A 3830-nucleotide genomic window follows, 5' to 3' on the forward strand; every position below is an offset into this window, starting at 1 on the left:
GACGCTCGCGCGGCGGGCGGCGGGCATCCGCACCGTGCCGGAATCGGCGAGGCCGGGCGGCAGGTCGATGAGGGGGCCGCCCGCGGGCAGGACGGCGGCGCCGGAGCGCGGCGCCGGGTCGGCGTCGGGCACGAGGCCCGGAGGCGGGGTGATGAGCGGCCGGGCGGGCCGCGCGTCGTCGTGATCGGTCATCGAGCTCCCTCGAGGGTCGCGAGAGATCCTAGCCTTCGCGCGGGCCCGCTGCCGAGGGGGTCGCGGCGGGAGGTCGATGGGGAGGGCTCCCCGACTCCGCCCGTGCCACGAGGCGCCGACCGGCCGCGCGGACGCTCGCGAGGCGGAACCGGCTGCGGATCCTCGCCGAGCGACTCGCCCGATCGTGGGCCGCGGCCGCCGCGGCGAGGGCGTCGGCCCACACCTCGTCCGCCTCGCGGGCGTCGATCTCGCGCCCTGAGAAGACCGCCTCGTCGGTGCGCAGGGCGAGCGCGCGCAGCGGCTCGGACTCGGCGACGCTCCCGTCGGGGTCCCGCCCCGCGGCGTCCGCGGCCGCGCCGCCGGCCGCGAGCCCTGCCGCGACGTGCACGCGCGTCGTGCGCTGCGGGATGTCCGCGCCGAGCTCCGAGAACCGGTCGACGAGCTCGTCCCACGCCCCCGCGACCGCCCGATGGCCCTCGTCGGCGCGACGACGGCGCTCGGCGCGGCGGCGCTTGAGCAGGGCGATGACGAGCATCGGCACGAGCATGAGCAGCGGCGGGATCCCCACCGCGAGCAGAGCGCCGAGCAGCCAGCCCGGCAGGCCGCTGTCGTCGCGCTCCTCGTCGTCCGTGTCATCGATCTCGACGGCCGTGACGAGGTCGTCCTGCTCGGAGTCGGTGCGCGGCGGCTGCCGCACCTGCGGCTGCGGCTCGGTGCGCGGCTCGGGGATCTGGTCCTGCGGCACGTCGGTCTCGTCGGGGATGGGGAAGAACGGCACCCAGCCGACGCCCTCGAACGCGACCTCGACCCACGCCGTCACGTCGTCGCCCATGATCGCGACGGGGCCGCCGCCCTCGCCGATCTCGGGCGCGAAGCCCATGACGACTCGGGTCGGGTAGTCGAGGCTGCGGGCCATGAGGGCGAAGAGAGAGGCGTACTGCTCCTCGTCTCCGACCATGCTCGGGAGCGTCACCATGTCGTTCATGCGATCGGCGGCATGACCGGCGCGCGAGGGCACCTGGTCGGAGGCGGTGCCCCGGCTGTAGTACCCGGTGGTCGCGAGGTGCTGCTCGAGGGCGCGGAGCTTCTCGACGGGCGACTCCGCCGTCGCGGTGAGCTCGGCGGCGAGCGCGACGACCGTGTCGGGGACGCCGACGACGGGCGCCGGCGCGAACGGCGCGACCGGGGCATCCCGGAGCGCGTCGTCCTCCGGGACGACCTGGCGCTCGGTCGCGACGCGGTAGCGCAGGCCCTCGCGCGCTCCCGAGGTGACGAGCGCGGCTCCGGTCGCGGCGTTGTAGCGGACATCCACTCGCTCGGGAGTCCCCTCGCCCTCGTCGGCACCGTCGAGGAACGCGATGTCGGCGGCGTAGCCCGCGCTCGGCAGCCAGACGTCGGCGTAGCCCGCGATGTCGACCGTGACGGCCTCGGCGGCGCCCGTGCGCGCGAGAGGGGGCTCGGGGATCGTCCGGCCGACGAGGCGGAAGCGTCCCGATCCCTCGAGCGCCTCGCTCGCACCGGCGACGTTCCAGGTGACCCCGTCGTAGACGTCCATCGCCGTCATGCGGACGCGGTCGCCGGGCTGCAGGCCCTCGACGACCATGAGCTCGGTGTCGACGAGATCCTTCGTGTACTCGCGGAAGCCCGCGAGCGGGCTCGGGTACTCGAGCGGCTCGAACGGCGGCTCGATCTCGTCGCGGAGGACGAAGCGATTGTCGGGCTGCGGCGCGATCAGCGCGGCGGCGGCCGACCCGAGCCCGATGGCCGCGACGACGACGATCGCGGTGCCGACGAGCTTGCGGCGGAGGAGCTGCTGCGCGGCGGCGCTCGACGTCGTCGCCGACGCGCGGCGCCGCCAGCCGAGCCACACGAGGGCGATGCCCGCGAACGCCGCTCCGCGGACCACGGCGAGCACGGGCTCGTCGGTGCCGAGGAGGACGCCGACGGCGTAGAGCACCGCGGGCCCGATGAGCAGGAGGGCCGCGCGGGGCGCCGTGCGACGGCGCGGGAGCCAGCGGAGCGCGAGCGTCGTCGACGTGAACGCGACGAGGAGGGCCGCCGCATACGGGACGGCCGTGACGTAGTCGGGCAGGCTCAGCGGCGCCTGCAGGGTGAGGATGTCGGCCCAGCCGAAGACGGCGCCGATCGCGAGCGCGGCGAGGGAGGCGATCGAGGGGAGGACGACGAGGATGCCGTCGGCGGGCGCGACGAAGGGCGTTCCGAGCAGGAAGTAGGCGGCGACGACGAGGCCCGCCGTCGGGAGGATGCCGAGGCGCAACCGCGCCGCGACGACGGCCGCCGCGGTGCCGACGACGAGACCGCCCGCTCCGGCGAGCGCGTAGGCGCTCGAGTCGAAGGCGGCGGCGAAGCCGACGAGGCCGATCGCGGCGAGCACGATGGGGACGAGGACGTCGGCGATCGTCCGGGGCGTCACGACATCCTCCGAACGAGGCGCTGCAGGTCGGCGAGCGTGCCGACCGTCGCGACGCGGAGACGGTCGACCGTCGCGATGCGGCTCGACGCCGCGACATCGGCGCGCAGGCCGATCGTCACCGCGTCGCGACCGAAGAGGGTCTGCACGGCGCGCGCGTCGGTGACGGCCATCCCCGACCCGCCCACGAGCACGACGAGGCTCGGGGCGGGCAGTCGCAGCGTCGCGGCGCGCGCGAACTCGCGGGCGTTCGGGTAGCGCGTCGTGACGGGCTCGAACCGGCACGAGTCGTCGAGGAGCGTCGTCGCGGTCGCGGTGCGCAGGGCACGCTGCTCGCTCACGACGGCGACGCGCGTGCCGTCGCGGATGACCTGGACGCCGAGGGAGGCGACGATCGAGACGGCGAGCTCGAACTCGTCCTCGCTCGCGTACTTGTCGCGGTCGGCGTCGAAGAGGATGACGAGCTGCGATCGGCGGGTCTCCTCGAACTGCCGGACCATGAGCTGGCCCGTGCGCGCGGAGGTGCGCCAGTGCACGTAGCGGCGGTCGTCGCCGGGCTCGTAGGCGCGCAGCGCGTGGAAGGAGATGTCGTGGTTCGTGATGGTCTTCGTGACCTCGCCCTCGAGGTCGCGCACGAGACCCGCCGCGCTCGGCGCGAGCCGCGCGGTGCGCGGGTGGACGAAGAGCTCGACCGGGTCGCCCCACGCGACCGCGCGGCGCAGCAGGCCGAGCTGGTCGCCGCGGACGGACACCGCGGGCCCCGCCACGATGACGGCGCGGCGCTCGGTCGGCACGGCGAACAGCTCGTCGTGCTCCTCCCCCGGCGCGAGGGCCGGAACGACGAACTCTGCGGAGCCCGCGCCGACCGGCAGCTCGAGGCGCGACGGCGACGACCGCCGAGCGCGAGCGTTCGCGATCACGAGCCTGCCGAGCGCGCGGTCGCCGGCGACGACGCGTCGCGGCTCGAGCTCGATGTCGATGCGGTAGGCGGCGCGGCCGAGCAGGAAGGCGATCGACACCACGGGCGCGGCGAGCAGCACCGCACCGAGCGCGACGAATTCGAGCCAGCCGAGGACGGCGCCCGCGATGAGCGCCGCCGCTCCCGCGCCGAGCACGATCCAGCCGAGCGGCGAGACCACGCGGACGACGGGCGCGACGGCGCGGCGAACCGCCCGTGCGGCGAGCAGGAGCGCCGCGGCGACCGGGC

At 75.7% G+C, this 3830-nt stretch carries 3 protein-coding genes; all 3 read right to left on the minus strand.

The features are described 5' to 3' along the window. The coding region (locus tag Q7T15_RS09735; RefSeq protein WP_304695737.1) for a hypothetical protein at nt 1-192 on the minus strand (192 nt) is incomplete at its 3' end. 28 nt (nt 193-220) lie between these two features. Further along, nucleotides 221-2626, minus strand: coding sequence for a transglutaminase domain-containing protein (locus tag Q7T15_RS09740; RefSeq protein ID WP_304695739.1), 2406 nt, complete (start codon nt 2624-2626; stop codon nt 221-223). Next, nucleotides 2623-3830: DUF58 domain-containing protein (locus Q7T15_RS09745; protein WP_304695741.1), on the minus strand; the 1208-nt coding region annotated here is incomplete at its 5' end. The genes Q7T15_RS09745 and Q7T15_RS09740, both read right to left, overlap by 4 nt.

It is taken from the genome of Microcella sp. (genome assembly GCF_030645145.1).
Lineage (GTDB): Bacteria > Actinomycetota > Actinomycetes > Actinomycetales > Microbacteriaceae > Microcella.